We start from the raw sequence: 21995 nt of genomic DNA on the forward strand, positions 1-21995 counted from the left end.
TTACTTCCCGATACAAAAACTCGAGAAAATCCGTCCCAGCAAGTCATCGGAGCTGAAAGCGCCGGTGATTTCGCCCAGGCAATGCTGTGCCTGACGCAAATCTTCGGCCAGCAACTCACCGGCACCGGCCAGGGTCAGCTGGTCGCGGCCGTGTTCCAGAGCCGTGCTGGCATGCCGCAAGGCATCCAGGTGCCGCCGCCGAGCGCTGAAACTGCTTTCTGCGGTCTGCTCATAGCCCATGCAGGCCTTCAGGTGCTCACGCAGCAGGTCCAGGCCCTGCCCCTCGTCCTTGGCGCTGAGGCTGATGGTGACGTGGCCATCGGCGCTGGTAATCATATCCACTGTCTCACCGGTAAGGTCGGCCTTATTGCGAATCAAGGTGACCTTGGACATCTGCGGGCGAACTTCGAGGAATTCCGGCCACAAGGCAAACGGATCGCTGGCTTCCGGGGCCGTGGCATCGACCACCAACAACACCCGGTCCGCCTCGCCGATCGCTTTCAGCGCGCGCTGCACGCCAATTTTTTCCACCTGATCATCGGTGTCACGCAAGCCGGCAGTGTCGACCACGTGCAACGGCATGCCATCAATGTGGATATGTTCGCGCAAGATATCCCGCGTGGTGCCAGCAATGTCCGTGACGATGGCCGCCTCGCGGCCCGCCAGCAGGTTCAGCAGGCTGGACTTGCCAGCATTGGGCCGCCCGGCAATCACCACGGTCATGCCGTCACGCAACAGAGCGCCCTGCCCGGCTTCACGCATCACCGTGGACAAGTTTTCGCGAACATCGTCGAGCATGCTCAGCACGTGGCCATCGGCGAGGAAGTCGATTTCCTCCTCAGGAAAGTCAATGGCCGCTTCGACGTAGATACGCAGCGCGATCAATTTTTCCGTGAGGTTATCCACACGGCGGGAAAAAGCCCCCTGCAACGAGCGCACGGCATTGCGCGCAGCCTGTGCAGAACTGGCCTCGATCAGGTCGGCGATGGCTTCGGCCTGGGCCAGGTCGAGCTTGTCGTTAAGGAACGCTCGCTCGCTGAATTCCCCCGGTCGTGCCAGGCGGCAGCCCAATTCCAGGCAGCGCTGCAGCAGCATGTCGAGCACCACAGGCCCGCCGTGGCCTTGCAACTCCAGCACATCTTCACCGGTAAACGAGTTAGGGCCGGGAAAATACAGCGCCAGGCCTTCGTCGATGACGTCGCCGTCAGCAGTGCGCATCGGCCCGTAGTGGGCGTGGCGCGGGGTCAGCTGGCGCCCGGCAATGGCCTGGGCCGCCGCGCCTGCCAAGGGCCCGGAGATACGCACGATACCCACGCCGCCGCGGCCTTGGGCGGTGGCAATGGCGGCAATGGTTTCGCGGGGAACGTTCATGGTGCGGGCCTCAAATAATCGACAGATAGCAAAACGCCCCACGAATGGGGCGTTTATCCACAGGTTAGATGATCAACCTGTCAGGCAGCAGCTTTCTTGCTTTTCGCCTCGATACCGCGAGTGATGTACCACTGTTGCAGAATCGACAGGGTGTTGTTGGTCACCCAGTACATCACCAGACCTGCAGGGAACCACAGGAAGAAGAAGGTGAAGACGATCGGCATCAGCTTCATCACCTTGGCCTGCATCGGATCCGGCGGCGTAGGGTTCAGGCGCTGCTGGATGAACATGGTCGCGCCCATGATGATCGGCAGGATGAAGAACGGGTCCTTGATCGACAGGTCGGTGATCCACAGCAGCCAAGGGGCCTGGCGCATTTCCACGCTTTCAAGCAGTACCCAGTACAGCGACAGGAAGACCGGCATCTGCACGACAATCGGCAGACAGCCACCCAGCGGGTTGATCTTCTCTTTCTTGTACAGCTCCATCATGGCCTGGGATAGTTTCTGACGGTCATCGCCAAACTGTTCCTTCAGCTGCGCCAGGCGCGGAGCCACGGCACGCATGCGGGCCATGGAGCGGTAGCTGGCAGCGGACAGAGGGAAGAACAGCATTTTGATCATCAGGGTCAGGACGATGATCGAGAAGCCCCAGTTGCCCAGCAGCATGTGGATATGTTTGAGCAGCCAGAAAATAGGCTGGGCAATGAACCACAGGATGCCGTAGTCCACGGTCAGTTCCAGGCCAGGTGCCAGTTGCTTCAGCTTGTCCTGAATCTTCGGACCGGCATACAGCACGGCGCTGGTTTCGACCTTGGCGCCAGGCGCTGCAGTCAGCGTAGGGCCAGTGAAGCCGATGATGTAGTTGCCGGCACTGTCCTTGCGGGTCGACATGGCGTTGTTGACCGAATGATCCGGAATCCACGCCGTGACAAAGTAGTGCTGCAGCCAGGCTACCCAGCCACCCTGAACGGTTTCCTTCAGGTTGCCCTTGTCGATATCTTTCATCGATATCTTTTTGTAGGGCTCGGCCGGAGTACCCAGGGCGGCGCCCAGGTAGGTGGCGGTACCGGTGGCGGTGCTCGAGGATGGGTCGACACTGTTGTCACGCTTCAATTGCGCGAACAGGTTGCCCGACCAAGGCGTAGTGCCCTGGTTGTCCACCAGGTAAGTGACCTTCAGGTCGTACTCGCCGCGGTCCAGGGTGAAACGCTTGATGTAGTTCACGCCGTTGGACGAGAACTTCAGGTCTACCACCAGTTGGTTCTGGCCGTCAGCCAGTTGGTAGCTTTTCTGTTCCGAGCTGTACAGCGGACGGCCGGTAGGACGCGAGTCCGGGCCATCGGTACCAATCAGGCCGCTTTGGGCCAGGTAGGTGCGCTCGCCGCCGTTGTCGAACAGCTGGAATGGCACGTCAGGATGGTCCTGGCGGCGCGGGTATTCCGGCAAAGTCAGCTGGGCAACGTCGCCCCCGTTCGGATCGATAGCCAGATCCAGCACATCGGTCTTGATGTGAATCAGGTTCTTGCTGCCGGCATCCGGGGCCAGGGTTGGCGCAGGAGCATTGGCAGAAGGTGCGCTGGGTACGTCGGCACTTGCTTGAGTATTGTTACCCAACGGGGCTTCGGGCAAATCCGAGGCGCCAGTGGTGGTAGCAACATTCTGAGTCGGCAAGGCAGCCTGGCCATAGTCCTTGTTCCATGTCAGGACCATGGAGTAGGACACGACTGCCAGTGCGGCGATCAGGATCGTGCGTTTAATATCCATGATTACTCGGCTATCGAAGAATTACGGGGAGATGGGGCAGGCGGAACCGGGTCAAGACCACCGGCATGCCATGGGTGGCAACGACCCAGGCGACGGAGAGTCAGCCAGCCGCCGCGGAGAAGTCCATGAATTTCAATGGCTTCCAACGCGTAGCAGGAGCAGCTGGGGTAAAAACGACAGTGATTGCCCATCAGAGGGCTGATGGCATAGCGGTAAAACTGGATCGGAACGATGGCCAGTTTACGCATTTTGACTGTCTACCCCTTCAGATTCGGTCTTTACCACTGGAGTGGGGCGACTACGAGCAAGTCGCTTCCAGAGCTTGCCAAAATGCTGATGCAGTTCCGGGTTTTCTACGTCACCCAAACCTTTCCGCGCGACGATGACGATATCCCAGCCGACCAGGAGGTCCTGGTGCAGACGGAACGAGTCGCGCATCAAGCGTTTGAGTCGGTTGCGCTGAACGGAGAGCTTTACGCTCTTTTTGCCGATCACAAGCCCCAGACGAGGGTGATCCAGCTCGTTTTCGCGCGCAAGGAGCAGCAGGTTTTTCCCTGGAACCTTGCCGGTTGGGGAGTCAAAGACCGCTTTGAAGTGTCGGGCTGTCAGAAGACGCTTTTCCCGACTGTAGTCCTGACTCACCCCCAGTGCCGAGTGATCAAACTGCCAGACGCGCACGGCCTTTGGCACGGCGACGCGACAGAACGGCACGGCCGTTTTTGGTGGCCATGCGAGCACGGAAACCGTGAGTGCGGGCGCGTTTGATGGTGCTGGGTTGGAAAGTACGTTTCATGGCGTGTTACCTGGTTCGTCCACAACGGGCCGGAATGGTCCCCGTTTTAAGAGACCGGCGATTCTAGTGAAAGCAAGGCCTCAGGTCAATTTCCAACCAGCTTTTCCTTTACGTAGGCATGACCGTCGGTCTGACGAGGCAAACCTGCTGGAAATATAGAAATAGAGAAGGACCTTATTTAAAGCTTTTCTGTAGTACTTATAGATCTTAGGGCGGCACTCTTCTGTGGATAACCACCTCAAGCCCTTTGTTTCCGTAGTGTACAGAGATCGTTAACCCTGTCGAGAAACGGTGCTGCGGCTGTGCTCTGCCCTCGGAAAAGCTGTGCATGAAAAGGGTAGTTATGCACAGGGCAGTTATGCACAGCTTTCAACCCCCAGTTGTGCAGAATGCTCAGAGGTGGTTATCCACAGAGTTTATTCACAGCCCTTTTTTGTTTTCTAAGGGCATAAGGTGCTGATTTGCCTTTATCTGCACACCACCTACATGTGGATAAGTGTGCTCGGCGTCGGTACAATGGGCATCGTTTTTTGCCTCTCCGGCTTTCAACTCAGGGGATATCCGTGTCAGTGGAACTTTGGCAGCAGTGCGTGGAGCTTCTGCGCGATGAACTGCCTGCCCAGCAATTCAACACCTGGATCCGTCCGCTACAGGTCGAAGCCGAAGGCGACGAGTTGCGTGTGTATGCGCCCAACCGATTTGTGCTGGACTGGGTCAATGAAAAGTACCTGGGGCGCCTGCTTGAACTCCTGGGCGAGCACGGCAGCGGCATCGCGCCTGCTCTGTCCTTATTAATAGGCAGCCGTCGCAGTTCGGCGCCCCGTGCTGCGCCGAACGCGCCGCTCGCCGCCGCAGTGGCTGCTTCGCAAGCCGCCCAGCAGCCTGCGCCGCCAGCAACACCTGTAGCCCAGGAGCCGGCATCGGCGCCCGCAGCGGTGGCCGAGGTCAGTGAAGAGCCTTCACGTGACAGCTTCGACTCCATGGCTGGCGCTGCTTCCCAGCAGGCGCCCGTGCGTGCCGAACAGCGCAACGTGCAAGTAGAGGGTGCGCTCAAGCACACCAGCTACCTGAACCGTACCTTCACGTTCGAAAACTTTGTCGAAGGTAAATCCAACCAGCTGGCCCGCGCGGCAGCCTGGCAGGTCGCCGACAACCCCAAGCATGGCTACAACCCCCTGTTCCTTTATGGGGGTGTAGGCTTGGGTAAGACGCACTTGATGCATGCTGTGGGTAACCACCTGCTCAAGAAAAACCCGAACGCCAAGGTGGTGTACCTGCACTCCGAGCGTTTCGTTGCCGACATGGTCAAGGCTTTGCAGTTGAACGCCATCAACGAGTTCAAGCGCTTCTACCGTTCGGTGGACGCCTTGCTGATCGATGACATTCAATTCTTCGCTCGCAAGGAACGTTCCCAGGAAGAGTTCTTCCACACCTTCAACGCCCTCTTGGAGGGTGGTCAGCAGGTGATTCTCACCAGCGACCGTTACCCGAAGGAAATCGAAGGCCTGGAAGAGCGTCTGAAGTCGCGCTTTGGCTGGGGCCTGACGGTAGCGGTCGAGCCGCCGGAACTGGAAACCCGCGTCGCCATTCTGATGAAGAAGGCCGACCAGGCGAAGGTCGACCTGCCGCACGATGCAGCGTTCTTCATCGCCCAGCGTATTCGCTCCAACGTGCGTGAGCTGGAAGGTGCGCTCAAGCGTGTGATCGCTCACTCGCACTTCATGGGGCGCGATATCACTATCGAGCTGATTCGCGAATCGCTGAAGGACCTGCTGGCGCTGCAGGATAAACTGGTGAGTGTGGATAACATCCAGCGCACGGTGGCCGAGTACTACAAGATCAAGATTTCCGATCTGCTGTCCAAGCGTCGCTCGCGCTCGGTGGCTCGCCCACGTCAGGTAGCCATGGCCTTGTCCAAGGAACTGACCAACCACAGCCTGCCGGAAATCGGCGATGTGTTTGGCGGCCGCGACCACACCACGGTGTTGCACGCTTGCCGCAAGATCAACGAACTCAAGGAATCCGACGCGGATATCCGCGAGGACTACAAGAACCTGCTGCGCACGCTGACTACTTGATGAACGTCAGCGCAGCTTATTAAAGGCAAGGGACTAGACCATGCACTTCACCATTCAACGCGAAGCCCTGTTGAAACCCCTGCAACTGGTCGCCGGCGTCGTCGAGCGCCGCCAGACCTTGCCGGTATTGTCCAACGTGCTGCTGGTTGTCGAAGGCCAGCAACTGTCGCTTACCGGTACCGACCTTGAAGTCGAACTGGTTGGCCGCGTACAGCTGGAAGAGCCTGCCGAGCCGGGCGAAATCACCGTGCCTGCGCGCAAGCTGATGGATATCTGCAAAAGCTTGCCAAACGACGCGCTTATCGACATCAAGGTCGACGAGCAGAAGCTGGTAGTCAAGGCCGGTCGCAGCCGTTTCACCCTGTCTACCCTGCCGGCCAACGACTTCCCTACTGTTGAAGAAGGCCCGGGTTCGCTGACCTGCAACCTTGAGCAAAGCCGCCTGCGTCGCCTGATCGAGCGCACCAGCTTCGCCATGGCCCAGCAGGACGTACGTTACTACCTCAACGGCATGCTGCTGGAGGTGTCCAACGGCCTGATGCGCGCCGTGGCCACCGACGGTCACCGTCTGGCCATGTGCTCCATGAAAGCTGACATCACCCATGACGGTCGGCACCAGGTCATCGTTCCACGCAAGGGTATCCTTGAGCTGGCGCGCCTGCTGACCGAGCCGGACGGTACTGTGAGCATCGTTCTGGGCCAGCACCACATTCGTGCTACCACCGGCGAGTTCACCTTCACCTCCAAACTGGTTGACGGCAAATTCCCTGACTACGAGCGCGTTCTGCCTAAAGGTGGCGACAAGCTGGTACTGGGTGACCGTCAAGCATTGCGCGAAGCGTTCAGCCGCACCGCCATTCTGTCCAACGAAAAATACCGCGGCATCCGTCTGCAACTGGCCGCCGGCCAATTGAAGATTCAGGCCAACAACCCTGAACAGGAAGAAGCGGAAGAAGAAGTGGGTGTGGACTACAACGGTGGTTCGCTGGAAATCGGCTTCAACGTCAGCTACCTGCTGGACGTGCTGGGCGTGATGACTACCGAACAAGTTCGGCTGATTCTGTCCGACTCCAACAGCAGTGCCCTGGTGCAAGAATCCGACAACGACGACTCCGCTTATGTCGTCATGCCGATGCGCCTGTAACTTGCCCAGCAGACTCTAGATGTCCCTTAGTCGTGTCTCTGTCACCGCGGTGCGCAACCTGCACCCGGTGACCTTCTCCCCCTCCCCCCGCATCAACATCCTTTACGGCGCCAACGGCAGCGGCAAGACCAGTGTGCTTGAAGCTATTCACTTGTTGGGCTTGGCGCGCTCGTTCCGCAGCACTCGGCTGTTGCCGGTGATTCAGTACGAACAAGGTGCCTGTACGGTCTTCGGGCAAGTCGAGCTGAACGAAGGCGGCCACGCCGCATTGGGTGTTTCACGGGAGCGGCTGGGCGAATTCACTATCCGAATCGACGGGCAGAACGCGCGCAGCGCCGCCCAACTGGCAGAGATCCTGCCGTTGCAGTTGATCAATCCGGACAGTTTTCGCTTGCTGGAAGGGGCTCCAAAAATCCGCCGGCAGTTCCTTGATTGGGGAGTGTTCCACGTGGAACCTCGCTTCATGGCCACCTGGCAAAGACTGCAGAAGGCCCTGAAGCAGCGAAACTCGTGGCTGCGGCATGGTACACTTGACGCTGCTTCGCAAGCGGCATGGGACCGGGAGTTATGCCTGGCCAGTGCTGAAATTGATGAATACCGTCGCGCCTATATCAAGGCATTGAAACCGGTGTTTGAGCAGACCCTCAGTGAGCTGGTCGAGCTGGACGGGTTGACCCTCAGTTATTATCGCGGGTGGGACAAGGAACGGGACCTCTCCGAGGTGCTCGGCACTTCCCTGCTACGTGACCAACAGATGGGCCACACCCAGGCCGGACCTCAACGCGCTGACCTTCGGTTACGACTAGGCGCCCACAACGCCGCGGATATTCTTTCCCGCGGTCAGCAAAAGCTGGTGGTGTGTGCCTTGCGTATTGCCCAGGGTCACCTGGTCAGCCAGGCTCGGCGCGGTCAATGTATTTATCTCGTGGACGACTTGCCGTCAGAACTCGACGAGCAACACCGCCGCGCACTCTGCCGCTTGCTGGAAGAATTACGCTGCCAGGTATTCATTACCTGTGTAGACCACGAATTATTGAGGGAAGGCTGGCAGACGGAAACGCCAGTCGCTTTGTTCCACGTGGAACAGGGCCGTATCACCCAGACCCACGACCATCGGGAGTGAAGGCATGAGCGAAAATCAAACGTACGATTCCTCCAGCATTAAAGTGCTGAAAGGGCTGGATGCCGTACGCAAACGTCCCGGTATGTACATTGGCGACACCGATGATGGTAGCGGTCTGCACCACATGGTGTTCGAGGTCGTCGACAACTCGATCGACGAAGCCTTGGCCGGCCACTGCGACGACATCACCGTCATTATTCATCCTGACGAATCCATCACCGTCCGTGACAACGGTCGCGGCATTCCGGTAGATGTGCACAAAGAAGAAGGCGTATCCGCAGCCGAGGTCATCATGACCGTGCTGCACGCTGGCGGTAAGTTCGACGATAACTCGTACAAGGTTTCTGGCGGGTTGCACGGTGTAGGTGTTTCGGTAGTGAACGCGCTGTCCGAAGAGCTGATTCTGACCGTGCGTCGCAGCGGCAAAATCTGGGAACAGACTTACATTCACGGTGTACCTCAGGCTCCGATGAAAATCGTTGGCGAGAGCGAAACCACCGGTACCCAGATTCACTTCAAACCTTCGGACCAGACCTTCAAGAACATCCACTTCAGCTGGGACATCCTGGCCAAGCGAATTCGCGAACTGTCGTTCCTGAACTCCGGCGTGGGCATTTACCTGAAGGACGAGCGTTCGGGCAAGGACGAGACTTTCAAGTACGAAGGCGGGCTGCGTGCGTTCGTTGAATACCTGAACACCAACAAGACTGCGGTCAACGAAGTGTTCCACTTCAACGTACAGCGCGATGACGGTGTGGGCGTGGAAATTGCCCTGCAGTGGAACGACAGCTTCAACGAAAACCTGTTGTGCTTCACCAACAACATCCCGCAGCGCGATGGCGGTACCCACTTGGTGGGCTTCCGTTCGGCACTGACCCGCAACCTGAACAACTACATTGAACAGGAAGGTCTGGCCAAGAAGCACAAGGTTGCCACCACCGGTGACGACGCCCGTGAAGGCCTGACCGCGATCATTTCGGTCAAAGTGCCTGACCCCAAGTTCAGCTCGCAGACCAAGGACAAGCTGGTTTCGTCCGAAGTGAAGACCGCGGTCGAGCAGGAAATGGGCAAGTACTTCTCTGACTTCCTGTTGGAAAATCCTAACGAAGCCAAGGCTGTTGTCGGCAAGATGATCGACGCCGCCCGTGCCCGTGAAGCCGCGCGCAAGGCTCGTGAGATGACCCGCCGCAAAGGTGCGCTGGACATCGCCGGCCTGCCAGGCAAATTGGCGGACTGCCAGGAGAAGGACCCTGCCCTCTCCGAACTGTACCTGGTGGAGGGTGACTCCGCCGGTGGTTCGGCCAAGCAAGGTCGTAACCGTCGCACCCAGGCTATCCTGCCGCTCAAGGGCAAGATCCTCAACGTCGAGAAAGCACGCTTCGACAAGATGATCTCGTCCCAGGAAGTGGGCACGCTGATCACTGCGCTGGGCTGCGGTATTGGTCGCGATGAGTACAACATCGACAAGCTGCGCTACCACAACATCATCATCATGACCGATGCTGACGTCGACGGTTCGCACATCCGTACGTTGCTGCTGACCTTCTTCTTCCGCCAGTTGCCTGAATTGATCGAGCGCGGCTACATCTACATTGCCCAGCCACCGCTGTACAAGGTGAAAAAAGGCAAGCAGGAGCAGTACATCAAGGACGACGAGGCCATGGAAGAATACATGACCCAGTCGGCCCTGGAAGATGCCAGCCTGCACCTGAACGATTCGGCACCAGGCATTTCCGGCGAAGCGCTTGAGCGTCTGGTCAACGATTTCCGCATGGTAATGAAGACCCTCAAGCGTCTGTCGCGCCTGTACCCACAGGAGCTGACTGAGCACTTCGTGTACCTGCCAGCCGTATCGTTGGAGCAGCTGTCGGACCATGCGGCCATGCAGGATTGGCTGGCGCGCTTCGACGCACGTCTGCGCAATACCGAGAAGTCCGGCCTGGTCTACAAGGCCAGCCTGCGCGAAGACCGTGAACGCAATGTCTGGCTGCCGGAAGTGGAAATCACCTCCCATGGCCTGGCCAGCTACATCACCTTCAACCGCGACTTCTTCGGCAGCAACGATTACCGCACGGTCACCGCACTGGGCGCGCAGTTGGCTACCCTGCTGGACGAAGGCGCCTACGTGCAACGTGGCGAGCGCAAGAAGCCGGTGGTGGAGTTCAAGGAAGCGCTCGAGTGGCTGATGACCGAAAGCACCAAGCGCCACACCATCCAGCGCTACAAAGGGCTGGGTGAGATGAACCCGGACCAGCTGTGGGAAACCACCATGGACCCGACCGTGCGCCGCATGCTGAAAGTTACCATTGAAGATGCGATCGCTGCTGACCAGATCTTCAACACCCTGATGGGTGACGCTGTAGAGCCGCGTCGTGAGTTCATTGAGAACAACGCGTTGGCTGTGTCGAACCTGGATTTCTGATCCTGGTGTAATAAAAAAACCCGGCCATCGTGCCGGGTTTTTTATGGGATGTGACTGGCCCTCAACACTGTGGTGCCCCACGCATCAGCGCCAATCTCGTAGCAAGCTGCCGGAGGCGGCGTCAGTGACGCGGCCCGACGGCCGCTGCGGGTTGCCAAACACCATAAATGTCCCACAGTGGGTTCCCTGCAAGGCAGGTTCTTGGAGCAATTTACACAGGTGCCGTTCACTCCAGCATCTGGATATTCCGGGTAGCCATCACCGGCACATTATTCAGCAGGAAGTCTCGCACCCGCTCCAGCAGGTAATGCTGCGGGTTGCGTTGCGACCAGACCAGGTAATAACTGTCTCCCGTCTTCACCGCCGTGCGGATCGGCAACACCAGCGAGCCATCTTTGAGCTGCGGCCCGATCAGGGCCAGGTCGCCGATGGAAACCCCATGGCCACCCGCTGCCGCCGTCATGCCCAACTCCAGGGTGTCGAAGCGCTTGCCTTCGTTCCAGTCCACGGCATCGCCCTCCCCTTGCCGCTCCAACCAACGACGCCAGTCGCGGCAATCGCGTGAGGGATGAATCAGTTCGGCCAGGGCCAGGTGCTCGATGCTCCACGGCTTCTTGCCCTGAACTGAAGGCGCACACACCGGCACCAGCCACTCATCAAACAGCTTGATGAAGTGCCAGTCCTTGGGGAAGTCGCCATTGCTCAGCAGCACGGCACAGTCGAAGGGCTCGTTGCGAAAGTCCACGGTGTCTACGTCCATCCAGGCGCTGGTCAACTGAACTCTGTCACCACCAGTGGTAGCCTGAAATTTTTCGAGCACACCCATCAGCCATCGCATGGTAATGGTCGGAGGCGTCTTTATCCGCAATGTCCCTCGGGGGCGGCGCGCGGTTGCGCAAGCAGACTCGATGGCAGTGAAGCTGACCTCCAGTTCCTGCGCCAATCGGCGACCGGTATCTGTCAAAGAAAGCCTTGGTCCTTTGCGCTCAAACAGCGCGCAGCCTAAGTGGGCCTCCAGGCTTTTAACGTGCCGGCTGACAGCGCTTTGGGTTATGCACAGTGTGTGTGCGGCTACGGTGAATGATCCATAGCGCGCTGCGACTTCAAATGCTCGCAAGGCATACAAGGGGGGAAGCCGTGAGGTCATTACCACTGTCCTTAACCATGATTCCTACTCATGCAACCCCTGCACCTTATCCGTTTTTCATTTCTCGGGTGGGGATCAATACTCATGGCCTTCCAACGGTTGGAGCAGCAGCCGGAACCTCTGTCCATAAGGAAGCAGAACTATGCATATAGAACCAAGACTTTCCCCTTCTGCCGCCATGCAGGTCAAATCCATTGTCGCGCTGCTCGAAAATCTAGGCGGCCCGCAGCCCTTAGAGGAACTCATCAACCCTGCGCTTCAGGCTTTTCTCCTGCGCCAGCTACAAGATGTCTTAATTCCTGCCGCAGAGGTACAAGTTGGGGGGGCCGACTATGGTGATAAGCCGAGAAATATACGGCTCAATGCTGATGAAAGGTTATTGGTGGAAAATCTGAGATGGACTCGGCATAAGGGGCGGGACAAGGTTTATCGGATGGCAAAAGCGATGCGTTCACAGAAGCCATGGCGCCAGGCATGACGCTGCTCTCCACATCAACAACTAAACAACATCACGGATGATCATGAGCGCTAGATACCTTTCCTTCGCTACAGCGGTTCTGTTTTTGATCGCGTCACCTGGCCCTATCGTGGCGATGGTCATCGCGGATGCTCGGCGAGGCTGGCCGGGTAGAGTCATAGCGGGTGGAGTGGTATCTGCGCAAATCCTGCTGGTGTGCGCATTGATTGCGATCGACACCACGGCCCATCTGAACGCCTCTGTGCTCAACTGGGGCCAGATTCTGGGGGGGTGCTACCTCGCCTGGTTGGGCCGCAGTGGCTTAAACGAGAGCACCGGCGAATCGCTGCAAACCGGCGGCAGAGGCTACGGGTTCTGGAAGACCATGGGGGTCGGCCTGTCGAACCCCAAGGACATCCTTTTCTTCCTGGCCTTCCTGCCTGGGTTCATTTCACCGAACGAACCTTTCACGGTGCAAGCGGCCGCATTGATTCTGATCTGGGCGGCAATCGATATCTCGATCCTGATCGCCTACAGCCTGCTGTCCCGTCGCCTGGACCGCTATCGTCGGCTGCGCCGCCTGCTTGACTGCGCACCGGGTATTGTTCTGCTGGCGCTCGGGCTATTGTCGTTCTCGCTGGGCGTATACCGCGTATTCCAGTGACGCCTCAGGTACGGTCGAGCAGTTGCCCCTGCTCGGCCGCGCACAGTTGCAGCAGATAGTCCCACACCACCCGCAGCCGCACGGATTTGTGCAGCTCGCGCCGGGTACTCATCCAGTAGCTGCGCTGGATGGTTTCCCCCGGCACCACCCTCACCAGTTGTGGGTCAGTCGCCGCCATGTACATGGGCAGCACCGCGATGCCCAGCCCTGCCCGCGCCGCTTGCTGTTGGGCGATCACACTGGTGCTGCGGAACACCACGTTGGGGGCACGGCAGAAGCTGTTGAGAAACAGTAGTTCCTGGCTGAACAGCAAGTCATCCACATAGCCGATCCAGTTGTGAGCCGCCAGGTCGTCCCGGCTGTTCAACACGGGCGCGCGTTTCAGGTAGGCGGGGCTGGCATATAGGGCCAGGCGGTAATCGGTGAGCTTGCGAGTTATCAACAGGTCGGCCGAGGGCCGGTCCAGATGGATGCTTATCTCGGCTTCGCGGTTGAGAATGCTGACAAACCGCGGTACCGCCACCAGTTCCACCTCCAGCCCTGGGTAACGTTCGAACAGGCCGCCCAGCCGTGGGGTCAGGAACATGATGCCAATGCCCTCGGTCACCCCCAGGCGGAGCTTGCCCAGCGGCATCATCGGTTGGGTCATTTCTTCCTGTGCCAGCAGCGCGACGTTCTCCATGGCTTCGGCGTGCTTGAGCAGCGCCTGGCCGGCAGGTGTCAGTTCGTAGCCCTGGGCGTGCTGCACGAATAGCGCATTTCCCAGGCTGTGTTCGATTGACTCGATGTGCCGGGCCACGGTGCTGTGGGTGGTGTTCAGGCGTTTGGCGGCCGTCAGCAACCGCCCGCTGCGGTGCAGCTCGAGAAAAAAGCGCAGGTCGTTCCAGTCGAACATGGCGGGTCCTTGTTCAAAAACGCACAGCGGGTGGGTGAAAACGCGTGTTTTCATCTCGAAGCTAATCAATACCATGAGGGAAGACAACAATAAAAACAGGCGCGAGGATTCCCATGTCATCAGCCCAAAGCACCTATGACTACGTCATTGTCGGTGCCGGCCCAGCAGGTTGCCTGCTGGCCAATCGTCTTTCTGCCGACCCCACCGTCTCGGTCCTGCTGCTGGAGGCGGGTGGACGAGACAATTACCCCTGGATTCACATCCCTGTCGGCTACCTGTTCTGCATCGGTAACCCGCGCACCGACTGGTGCTTCAAGACCGAGGCGCAGCCCGGGCTGAAGGGCCGTGCCTTGAGTTATCCACGGGGCAAGGTGCTGGGCGGTTGCTCCTCCATCAACGGCATGATCTACATGCGCGGCCAGGCTGCCGACTACGATGGCTGGGCCGCACAGGGCAATGCCGGATGGGGTTGGAAGGACGTGCTGCCGCTGTTTCGCCAGAGCGAAAACCACTACGCCGGTGACTCCCCAACCCATGGCGGCAAGGGTGAATGGCGGGTAGAGTTGCAGCGCTACCGCTGGCCCATCCTCGACGCCTTCCGTAGCGCCGCCGCGCAGTGCGGAGTGGAAACTGTGGACGATTTCAACGCTGGGGATAATCAGGGCTGTGGATATTTTCAGGTCAACCAGCGCGGCGGTATCCGCTGGAACTCGGCCAAGGCGTTTCTGCGACCCGTGCTCAAGCGGCCTAACCTGACGATTCTGACCGGCGTGCGGGTCGACCGGCTGAATGTGGATAACGGCCGCGCGACCGCCGTCAACGCAAGCCTAGAAGGCCAGGTGGAGTTATACACAGCCCGTCGCGAGATTCTGTTGAGCGCTGGTGCCATCGGATCGCCCGGCATCCTGCAACGTTCCGGCATCGGCCCTCGCCCATTGCTTGAACGCCTGGGGATAACCGTGCAGCACGAACTGCCCGGAGTGGGCGGCAATCTGCAGGATCACTTGCAGCTGCGGCTGATCTACCAGGTCAACAACACCCGCACTCTCAACCAGGTCGCGAACAGCCTGTGGGGGAAGCTGGGCATGGGCCTGCGCTATCTGTACGACCGCAGCGGCCCCCTGGCCATGGCGCCAAGCCAACTGGGCGCCTTTATCAAGTCAGACCCCGAGCAGCCCAGCGCCAACCTTGAATACCACGTGCAGCCCTTGTCGCTGGACCGCTTTGGCGAGCCCTTGCATGCCTTCCCTGCATTCACGGCTTCTGTGTGTAACTTGCGCCCAAAAAGCCGTGGCCGTGTGGATATCCGCTCTGCCAACCCAGACGCCCCGCCGATCATCGACCCCAACTACCTCAGCGACCCTGAAGACCTGCGCGTCGCCGCCCAGGCCATTCGCCTCACCCGGCGCATCGTCGACGCCCCTGCCCTGCGGATCTTCAAGCCGTCCGAATACCTGCCAGGCTCGGCCATGGAAACCCAAGCCCAGCTATACGAAGCAGCAAGCGCCATAGGGACGACTATATTTCACCCCGTAGGTACGTGCCGCATGGGCAACGGCCCGCAGGACGTGGTGGACGCCACCTTGCGTGTACACGGCATCGACGGCCTGCGGGTAGTGGATGCTTCAATCATGCCGGACATTGTCTCGGGCAATACCTGCACGCCTACTCTGATGATTGCCGAAAAGGCAGCACAGATGATTCTGCAAGCTACCCCACGTGTGGAGGAAATAACTCGGCAATACGCCCAGCCGGTGTTCTGATCGGCCGGGAAAGGCGACGGCAGCAGCAGTCGGCGGCCGTCGGCAGTGGACAACAACAATAATCACTGTGCCCCCAAGGGCTGAAAGGACAACGACATGGCGGATTACATACAGGACCAGGGCGCCGCGCTTGCGCCCAGCGCAGCGCGGGAAGACAAGAAGATCATCTTCGCTTCATCCCTCGGAACGGTATTTGAGTGGTACGACTTTTTTCTGTATGGCGCCCTGGCGGCGGTAATCAGCAAACAGTTCTTTGCCGGGGTCAACGAGACCACGGCGTTCATTTTCGCCCTGATGGCATTTGCTGCCGGCTTTCTGGTGCGGCCTTTCGGTGCCCTGGTATTTGGCCGGTTGGGCGATATGATCGGGCGTAAATATACCTTCCTGATGACGATCGTGCTGATGGGCCTGTCGACCTTCGCCGTGGGCCTTTTGCCCACTTACAGCAGCATCGGCATTGCCGCACCTATCATCCTGGTGTGCCTGCGCATGCTGCAAGGGCTGGCGCTGGGCGGCGAGTACGGTGGTGCTGCCACATACGTGGCAGAGCATGCCCCGGCGGGCAAGCGCGGCATGCATACCGGCTGGATTCAATCCACGGCCACCCTGGGGCTGCTGCTCTCCCTGCTGGTGGTGTTGGCGTGCCGCTACCTCACGGGGGACGCATTCGAGAGCTGGGGCTGGCGCCTGCCGTTCCTGCTGTCGATTATCCTGCTGGGGGTGTCGACCTGGATTCGCATGAGCCTGCATGAGTCGCCGACCTTCACCCGCATGAAAGCCGAAGGCAAGACCAGCAAATCGCCCATCAAGGAGTCGTTCGGCTCCTGGCAGAACCTGAAGATCGTGCTGGTTGCGCTGTTCAGCATCAACGCCGGCCAGGCGGTGACTTTTTACTGCGCGCAGTTCTACGTGCTGTTCTTCATGACCCAGATGCTGAAGATGGACCCCACCCAGGCCAACAGCTTGCTGATCATCAGCGTGATCATAGGGGCACCGTTCTTCGTCATCTGCGGGTGGCTATCGGACCGCATTGGTCGCAAGCCTATCCTGATGACCGGCCTACTGCTGGCTACCCTGCTCTACTTCCCGCTGTTCAAAGGCCTGAGCCATTACGCCAACCCGCAGATCGACCAGGCCAGCCGCCAGGCGCCGATCACAGTGATGGCCGACCCGTCCGGCTGCACCTTCCAGTTTGACCCGGTGGGCAAGGCGCGTTTCGACAGCCCGTGCGACAAGGTCAAGACGTTTCTGGTCAAGCAGGGCCTGCCTTACTCGTCTGCGCCGGCTGATGCGGCCAACCCGGTGGTAGTCAACATCGGTGACAAGCGCATTGACGGCTACGACGAAGCCGCCATGCGCGCCGCAGTGACGGCGGCCGGCTACCCGGCCAAGGCTGACCCCAGCCTGGTGAACCAGCCGATGGTGGTGCTGTTGATCGTCGCCATGATCCTGATTGCCACCATGACCTACGGGCCGCTGGCGGCGGTGATGGTGGAACTGTTCCCCACGCGTATCCGCTACACCTCGCTGTCGCTGCCGTATCACATTGGCAATGGCTGGTTTGGCGGCTTCCTGCCAACGGTGTCGTTTGCGTTGGTGGTGTACACCGGGGATATCTTCTACGGGCTGTGGTACCCAGTGGTGGTGACGGGAGTGAGCCTGATTGTGGGGCTGTTCTGCCTCAAGGAAACTCGTGGCGTGGACTTGGACAAGGTCTAGGGGCTGCCTGTTATCTGCTTATGTGGGAGTTGTAAAAAAACCGGCGATCAAGGCCGGTTTTTTTATGCTTCGAAAAACTTATGCACGTTTAGCATTGCGCCATAGCGTGCCGAAATAAGCTTTAAAATTAATAAGTTATGAGCGTTTTTTGGAAATGATCCAAATACTGTACACAAGTTATCCACAGATCAGCCGACCGCCGGCGTCTCGTCGACCTCAGGGTTTTCGGGCAGCGAACCTAGCGCGCGTTGAGTCTGTTCGTTCCAGGCGGCAACGCGGTCGTTTAGCTCGGCTATCGCCCGTGGGCCGGTGCCGTTGGCGTACATCGGCTCGCCGATCACCACCTCAATGGTACCGGCACGCTTGCCCCAGCCTTCCTTGGGCCAGTACTTGCCGGCGTTGTGGGCAATTGGCAGCACCGGCAATTCGGCGTTCACCGCCAGGGCTGACCCGCTGCGCGAAAACTTGCCGATCTTGCCGAATGGCACACGGGTACCCTCGGGGAAAATCAGTACCCAGACATTGTCCTTGAGCAGTTCATCTCCCTTGCTGGCCACCACTTTCAAGGCGGCCTTGGGGTTGTCGCGGTCGATGGCGATAGGGCGCAGCATGGCCATTGCCCAGCCGAAGAACGGCACATACAGCAGTTCGCGCTTGAGCACTTGGCTCAACGGCTGGAAGTAGGCAGAGAGGAAAAAGGTTTCCCAGGTGCTCTGGTGGTTGGAAACGATCACGCAACGCCGTTCAGGCACATTCTCGGCACCGGTGATTTTCACCTGGATATTGAGAATGGTGCGGGTCAGAAACAACGCACAGCGACACCAGTACACGTTGATGAAACGATAACGGGCTGGGAACGAAAGAAAGGGAGCAACGAAGAAGCTCAGGGTGCACCACAGCAGCGAGCTGGTGCCCAGCAGCAAGTAGAAGACGAAAATTCTGATCGCCTGCAGTGTCGACATAGCGGCTTGTACCGTTGCGGGCGAACCCGCCTGTTAAAAGTGCACTTGCGAACCGGCCCACCGATACCGGCTGCCAGGGCAGCGCGGTATTGATCAGGGATTCAGCGGCGCCCTAGGTGTGGATAAGTGCTCTGGCTACAGCAGCCAGATCATCGAAAATCAGCGTCCCTTCGGGCAATGCCTTGCCCAGGGTCTTGTGGCCTTTACCGGTTTTTACCAGTACAGGCTGAGAGTCGACGGCCAGCGCAGCTTCCAGGTCACCCCAACTATCGCCCACAAACCATAACCCGGCCAGATCGGCCTGGTAATGAGCGGCGATGGTCTTAAGCATGCCCGGCCGAGGTTTGCGGCAATCGCAGCCCTCATCCGGGCCATGGGGACAATAGACGATCAGCCCGACTTCGCCACCCTGCTCGGCCACCAGCGTGCGCAAGCGCTCGTGCATGGCGTCCAGTGTGGCCAGGTCGTAGTAACCGCGGGCAATGCCCGACTGGTTGGTTGCCACGGCAACCGTCCAGCCGGCCATGCTCAACTGCGCGATGGCAGCAATGGACCCTGGGATTGGAATCCATTCCTGCACCGACTTGATGTAGGCGTCGGAGTCTTCATTGATGACTCCGTCGCGGTCCAGTATCACCAGCTTCAAGGCTTACCCCAGCAGCGAAATGTCGGCGACGCCCAGGAACAGGCCACGCAAGCGCGACAGCAAGGCGTAGCGGTTGGCACGTACCTTGGGGTCTTCGGCGTTGACCATCACGGCCTCGAAGAACGCATCCACCGGCTCGCGCAAGGCCGCCAGGCGGGCCAGGGACTCACTGTACTGACGGGCAGCGGCCATTGGCTGAACAGCCTGGTCAGCCTGCTGGATCGCCGAGTACAACGAGAACTCGTTGGCGTTATCGAAGTACTTGGGTTCCACAGTAGTGGCGATGTTGCCTTCGGCCTTGCTCAGCAGGTTCGACACGCGCTTGTTCACGGCCGCCAGTGCGGCAGCTTCCGGCAGCTTGCGGAAACCCTGCACGGCTTGCACGCGCTGGTCGAAGTCCAGTGCCGAACCCGGGTTCAGGGCGCGAACCGACAGGTAGGTGGCGACGTCGGTGCCTTCGTCTTCATAACGCGCACGCAGGCGGTCGAAGATGAATTCCAGCACCTGGTCGCCCAGGCCGGCAGACTTCACGTTGGCGCCGAACGCCGACACGGCAAAGGCCACGGCCTTGGTCAGGTCCAGGTCCAGTTGCTTGTCGATCAGGATGCGCAGCACGCCCAATGCGGCACGGCGCAGGGCATAGGGGTCTTTGCTGCCGGTAGGCAACATGCCGATGCCGAAGATACCCACCAGGGTGTCCAGCTTGTCGGCAATGGCCACGGCCGCACCGGTCAGGGTGCTTGGCAACTCGGCGCCAGCGCCTCGCGGCATGTACTGCTCGTTCAGGGCCAGGGCAACGTCCTCTGGCTCACCGTCGTTCAGGGCGTAGTAGTAGCCGGCGACGCCTTGCATCTCCGGGAACTCGCCGACCATCTCGGTGGCCAGGTCGCATTTCGACAACAGGCCGGCGCGGGCAGCGCGCTGGGCGTCGCCGCCGATCAGCGGGGCAATGAAGGCTGCGAGCTTGGAAACGCGCACCGCCTTGTCGTAGACGCTGCCCAGCTGAGCCTGGAACACCACGTTCTTCAGGCGTTCATTGAAGCTTTCCAGTGGCTGCTTCTTGTCCTGCTTGAAGAAGAACTCGGCGTCGGTGAGGCGCGGGCGCACGACTTTCTCGTTGCCCTGCACGATCTGGCTTGGGTCCTTGCTCTCGACGTTGGCCACGGTGATGAAGCGCGGCAGCAGCTTGCCATCCACGTCCAGCAGGCAGAAGTACTTCTGGTTGTCCTGCATGGTGGTGATCAGCGCTTCTTGCGGCACTTCCAGGAAGCGTTCCTCGAACGAGCACACCAGCGGCACCGGCCATTCGACCAGGGCGGTGACTTCGTCCAGCAGCGCCGGCGGCACGATGGCGGTGCCTTCCTGCTGCATGGCAAGTTCGGCGGTGCGCTTGCTGATGAGTTCACGACGCTCGCCGGCATCGGCCAGCACGTAGGCCTTGCGCAGGTCTTCGGCGTAGTTGGCCGGCTCGGTGATGCGCACGTTTTCCGGGTGGTGGAAGCGGTGGCCACGCGAATCGCGACCGGCTTTCTGGGCCAGGATGGTGCAATCCACCACTTGGTCACCCAGCAACATCACCAGCCATTGGGTTGGGCGCACGAACTCGACTTTGCGCGCACCCCAGCGCATGCGCTTGGGAATCGGCAGGTCATTGAGCGAATCTTCGACAATGGTCGGCAGCAGCGAGGCGGTCGGCTTGCCGACGATACGCTGGCTGAAACGCAGCTTGGGGCCGCTCTGGTCGATTTCCGACAGGTCTACGCCGCACTTCTTGGCGAAGCCCAGGGCAGCCTGGGTAGGGTTGCCTTCGGCGTCGAAGGCAGCCTGGCGTGGCGGGCCGTCGAGGTTGATGCTGCGATCAGGCTGCTGGGTGTCCAAGCCGCTGATCAGCACCGCCAGACGGCGTGGCGCCGCATAGACCTTCTTGGCGGTGAAGTTCAGGCCGGCAGCCTGCAGGCCTTTTTCGATACCGCCCAGGAACGCTTCGCCCAGGGTATTCAGGGCCTTGGGTGGCAGCTCTTCGGTGCCCAGTTCAACCAGGAAATCTTGAGCACTCATTGTGCAGCCTCCAGCTTAGCCAACACTTCATCACGCAGGTCAGGGGACGCCATGGGGAAGCCCAGCTTGGCGCGGGCTTGCAGGTAGCTTTGCGCAACGGCACGGGCCAGGGTGCGCACGCGCAGGATGTACTGCTGGCGAGCGGTAACCGAGATCGCGCGACGGGCATCGAGCAGGTTGAAGGTGTGCGACGCCTTCAGGACCATTTCGTAGGTCGGCAGCGGCAGTTCCAGCTCGATCAGGCGGTTGGCTTCACTTTCATAGAAGTCGAACAGTTCGAACAGCTTCTCGACGTTGGCGTGCTCGAAGTTGTAGGTGGACTGCTCCACTTCGTTCTGGTGGAACACGTCGCCATAGGTGACCTTGCCGAACGGGCCGTCGGTCCATACCAGGTCGTAGACCGAGTCCACACCTTGCAGGTACATGGCCAGGCGTTCCAGGCCGTAGGTGATTTCACCGGTGACCGGGTAGCACTCGATGCCGCCTACCTGCTGGAAGTAGGTGAACTGAGTGACTTCCATGCCGTTGAGCCAGATTTCCCAGCCCAGGCCCCAGGCGCCCAGGGTCGGCGATTCCCAGTTGTCTTCGACGAAGCGGATATCGTGAACCAGCGGGTCCAGGCCGATGTGCTTCAGCGAGCCCAGGTACAGTTCCTGGAAGTTTTCCGGGTTAGGCTTGAGCACCACCTGGAACTGGTAATAGTGCTGCAGGCGGTTGGGGTTCTCACCGTAGCGGCCATCGCCAGGACGGCGGCTTGGCTGCACGTAGGCAGCGTTCCAGGTTTCCGGGCCTACGGCGCGCAGGAACGTGGCGGTATGAAAAGTGCCGGCGCCTACTTCCATATCGTAGGGCTGAAGCACCACACAACCTTGCTCGGCCCAGTATTGCTGGAGTGCGAGGATCAAGTCTTGGAAGGTACGCACGGCTGGCGTAGGCTGGCTCACGAAATTCACCTGTTTCTAGGGCTGCGAATATAAAGAGCGGGAG

General features: G+C 59.6%; 19 protein-coding genes. 8 read left to right on the plus strand and 11 right to left on the minus strand.

The window, feature by feature from the left end; translation table 11 throughout:
- The 5 genes from mnmE to rpmH form a co-directional block, all read right to left on the minus strand.
- A complete protein-coding gene (mnmE, locus tag PMM47T1_RS06920; protein WP_008367100.1) occupies positions 1-1371 on the minus strand; it encodes a tRNA uridine-5-carboxymethylaminomethyl(34) synthesis GTPase MnmE in 1371 nt (456 codons plus the stop codon).
- 80 nt (positions 1372-1451) lie between these two features.
- On the minus strand, positions 1452-3137 hold the full coding sequence (gene yidC / locus PMM47T1_RS06925) for a membrane protein insertase YidC (RefSeq protein WP_008367102.1): 1686 nt from the start codon (positions 3135-3137) through the stop codon (positions 1452-1454).
- A gap of 2 nt (positions 3138-3139) precedes the next feature.
- Positions 3140-3385 carry a membrane protein insertion efficiency factor YidD gene (gene yidD, locus PMM47T1_RS28935; protein ID WP_008367103.1) on the minus strand — a complete coding sequence of 82 codons (246 nt, stop codon included), beginning with the start codon at positions 3383-3385 and terminating at the stop codon, positions 3140-3142.
- Positions 3378-3779, minus strand: a complete 402-nt coding sequence (gene rnpA / locus PMM47T1_RS28940) for a ribonuclease P protein component (protein WP_008367104.1) — start codon at positions 3777-3779, stop codon at positions 3378-3380. The genes yidD and rnpA overlap by 8 nt, the downstream gene beginning before the upstream one ends.
- 16 nt (positions 3780-3795) lie before the next feature.
- Positions 3796-3930 carry a 50S ribosomal protein L34 gene (rpmH, locus tag PMM47T1_RS28945; RefSeq protein ID WP_003213577.1) on the minus strand — a complete coding sequence of 45 codons (135 nt, stop codon included), beginning with the start codon at positions 3928-3930 and terminating at the stop codon, positions 3796-3798.
- A 563-nt stretch (positions 3931-4493) separates the two neighbouring features.
- Here rpmH and dnaA point away from each other — a divergent pair.
- The 4 genes from dnaA to gyrB are packed head-to-tail and all read left to right on the plus strand — an operon-like array spanning position 4494 to position 10697.
- The gene (gene dnaA / locus PMM47T1_RS06935) at positions 4494-6008 is read left to right on the plus strand and encodes a chromosomal replication initiator protein DnaA (RefSeq protein WP_008367110.1); all 1515 of its coding nucleotides are present in this window, start codon (positions 4494-4496) and stop codon (positions 6006-6008) included.
- A gap of 40 nt (positions 6009-6048) precedes the next feature.
- Positions 6049-7152 (plus strand): DNA polymerase III subunit beta, encoded by a 1104-nt coding sequence (dnaN, locus tag PMM47T1_RS06940; RefSeq protein ID WP_008367113.1) that lies wholly within the window; start codon positions 6049-6051, stop codon positions 7150-7152.
- A gap of 19 nt (positions 7153-7171) precedes the next feature.
- Positions 7172-8275: a DNA replication/repair protein RecF gene (gene recF / locus PMM47T1_RS06945; protein WP_008367114.1), complete on the plus strand. Its 1104-nt coding sequence runs from the start codon at positions 7172-7174 to the stop codon at positions 8273-8275.
- A gap of 4 nt (positions 8276-8279) precedes the next feature.
- Complete coding sequence (gene gyrB / locus PMM47T1_RS06950; RefSeq protein ID WP_008367116.1) at positions 8280-10697, plus strand: DNA topoisomerase (ATP-hydrolyzing) subunit B; 2418 nt, start codon at positions 8280-8282, stop codon at positions 10695-10697.
- Between the two features lie 226 nt (positions 10698-10923).
- Here gyrB and PMM47T1_RS06955 read toward each other — a convergent pair whose 3' ends face one another.
- On the minus strand, positions 10924-11844 hold the full coding sequence (locus tag PMM47T1_RS06955; protein ID WP_043300812.1) for a LysR substrate-binding domain-containing protein: 921 nt from the start codon (positions 11842-11844) through the stop codon (positions 10924-10926).
- 142 nt (positions 11845-11986) lie between these two features.
- Here PMM47T1_RS06955 and PMM47T1_RS06960 point away from each other — a divergent pair, with 142 nt between their 5' ends.
- Both PMM47T1_RS06960 and PMM47T1_RS06965 read left to right on the plus strand, forming a co-directional pair.
- Positions 11987-12322: a hypothetical protein gene (locus PMM47T1_RS06960; protein ID WP_008367119.1), complete on the plus strand. Its 336-nt coding sequence runs from the start codon at positions 11987-11989 to the stop codon at positions 12320-12322.
- A 43-nt stretch (positions 12323-12365) separates the two neighbouring features.
- Positions 12366-12965: a LysE family translocator gene (locus PMM47T1_RS06965; RefSeq protein ID WP_043300840.1), complete on the plus strand. Its 600-nt coding sequence runs from the start codon at positions 12366-12368 to the stop codon at positions 12963-12965.
- 4 nt (positions 12966-12969) lie between these two features.
- On the opposite strand, the gene PMM47T1_RS06970 is transcribed toward PMM47T1_RS06965, so the two are convergent.
- Positions 12970-13860, minus strand: coding sequence for a LysR family transcriptional regulator (locus PMM47T1_RS06970; protein WP_008367121.1), 891 nt, complete (start codon positions 13858-13860; stop codon positions 12970-12972).
- A gap of 113 nt (positions 13861-13973) precedes the next feature.
- On the opposite strand from PMM47T1_RS06970, the gene PMM47T1_RS06975 reads away from it, so the two are divergent.
- Together PMM47T1_RS06975 and PMM47T1_RS06980 are read left to right on the plus strand one after the other, a co-directional pair.
- Positions 13974-15623 carry a GMC family oxidoreductase gene (locus PMM47T1_RS06975; protein WP_008367123.1) on the plus strand — a complete coding sequence of 550 codons (1650 nt, stop codon included), beginning with the start codon at positions 13974-13976 and terminating at the stop codon, positions 15621-15623.
- A 96-nt stretch (positions 15624-15719) separates the two neighbouring features.
- A complete protein-coding gene (locus PMM47T1_RS06980; protein WP_008367124.1) occupies positions 15720-17342 on the plus strand; it encodes an MFS transporter in 1623 nt (540 codons plus the stop codon).
- 188 nt (positions 17343-17530) lie between these two features.
- Here PMM47T1_RS06980 and PMM47T1_RS06985 read toward each other — a convergent pair whose 3' ends face one another.
- From PMM47T1_RS06985 to glyQ, 4 genes are all read right to left on the minus strand, one after another.
- Complete coding sequence (locus PMM47T1_RS06985; RefSeq protein ID WP_008367126.1) at positions 17531-18304, minus strand: lysophospholipid acyltransferase family protein; 774 nt, start codon at positions 18302-18304, stop codon at positions 17531-17533.
- 112 nt (positions 18305-18416) lie between these two features.
- Positions 18417-18950 (minus strand): D-glycero-beta-D-manno-heptose 1,7-bisphosphate 7-phosphatase, encoded by a 534-nt coding sequence (gene gmhB / locus PMM47T1_RS06990; RefSeq protein WP_008367127.1) that lies wholly within the window; start codon positions 18948-18950, stop codon positions 18417-18419.
- Between the two features lie 3 nt (positions 18951-18953).
- Positions 18954-21008 (minus strand): glycine--tRNA ligase subunit beta, encoded by a 2055-nt coding sequence (glyS, locus tag PMM47T1_RS06995; RefSeq protein WP_008367128.1) that lies wholly within the window; start codon positions 21006-21008, stop codon positions 18954-18956.
- Positions 21005-21952: a glycine--tRNA ligase subunit alpha gene (glyQ, locus tag PMM47T1_RS07000; protein ID WP_008367129.1), complete on the minus strand. Its 948-nt coding sequence runs from the start codon at positions 21950-21952 to the stop codon at positions 21005-21007. Before glyQ ends, glyS begins: the two co-directional genes overlap by 4 nt.
- Positions 21953-21995 lie beyond the last annotated feature (43 nt).

The sequence above is a fragment of the Pseudomonas sp. M47T1 genome (genome assembly GCF_000263855.1).
In the GTDB taxonomy this organism is placed as follows: Bacteria; Pseudomonadota; Gammaproteobacteria; order Pseudomonadales; family Pseudomonadaceae; genus Aquipseudomonas.